Below are 541 nucleotides of genomic sequence, written 5' to 3'. Positions count from 1 at the left end.
GGCACCCGCCATTGGCTGGCCGGCAACAAGGTCACCTATGCCGACCTCGCGGCTGCGGCTGCGCTGTCCGTGCTCGACTATCTCGGCGAGATCGACTGGCGCGAACACGCTGCCGCGCGCGAATGGTACGCACGGGTGAAATCACGGCCATCGTTCCGGCCGCTTTTGTCCGACCGGGTGCGCGGCCTGTCGCCGGTGTCACATTATGCGGACCTCGATTTCTAGAGCGCAAAATTTGCGCGCGCTGATCGACCGCGAGGCACGGCGCGCCGGTTTCGATGCTGTTGCCGTCACCACGCCAAATGCCATTCCGCTGGCGCCGGCCCGGCTGGCCGAGTTCGTCGCCGACGGCTTTCAAGGCTCAATGGGCTGGATCGCCGAGACGCTCGAGCGCCGCGGCGAGCCGACAGCACTTTGGCCTGAGGTTCGCTCGATCATCGTGCTGGCCATGAACTACGGCCCCGACCATGATCCGCGCGCGGTGCTGGCGAAGCCCGGTTGTGGTGCGATCTCCGTCTATGCGCAGAACCGCGATTATCAC

Annotated in this window: 2 protein-coding genes; both read left to right on the top strand. The window is 65.8% G+C overall.

Annotated features, from left to right (window positions below; genetic code table 11):
• Positions 1-225: glutathione S-transferase family protein (locus EOA86_RS37725; protein ID WP_206630289.1), on the top strand; the 225-nt coding region annotated here is incomplete at its 5' end.
• Positions 206-541: QueG-associated DUF1730 domain-containing protein (locus EOA86_RS37720; protein WP_128345892.1), on the top strand; the 336-nt coding region annotated here is incomplete at its 3' end. The genes EOA86_RS37725 and EOA86_RS37720, both read left to right, overlap by 20 nt.

Source organism: Mesorhizobium sp. M5C.F.Ca.IN.020.32.2.1 (assembly GCF_004023105.1).
Taxonomy (GTDB): domain Bacteria; phylum Pseudomonadota; class Alphaproteobacteria; order Rhizobiales; family Rhizobiaceae; genus Mesorhizobium; species Mesorhizobium wenxiniae.
This window is presented reverse-complemented; position numbering and strand designations above follow the sequence as displayed.